This window comes from Dellaglioa sp. CoH-56-MRSF-12, from assembly GCF_056782075.1.
Genome location: NZ_JBXAYD010000175.1, coordinates 1 through 235, shown reverse-complemented (window position 1 = coordinate 235; position 235 = coordinate 1). Strand labels below are relative to the sequence as shown.

The 235-nt window shown below is 71.1% G+C and carries 1 protein-coding gene; it reads right to left on the bottom strand.

Annotation, left to right across the window (positions count from 1 at the left end; all coding sequences use genetic code 11):
- Window positions 1-235: AI-2E family transporter (locus AC1RPY_RS08215; protein WP_481763192.1), on the bottom strand; the 235-nt coding region annotated here is incomplete at both ends.

Sequence of the window (235 nt, the reverse complement as noted above, 5' to 3'; positions counted from 1 at the left end):
AGCTGCTGGAACTGCTCCTTGTACTGCGGCAGCATCCCGACGAACTGGGCCATCGCGATGATCAGGAGGGCGACGAAGCCGGCCAGCAGCGCGAACGTCGTCAGCGCCACGGCGCCGGTCGCGACCCCGCTCGGCGTGCCGTGGCGTTCCAGCCAGACCCGCACGGGCTGGGCGCAGATCACCAGGACCAGGGCGAGCAGGGACGGCGCGAGGATGCCCGCGATGGCGTGGAACC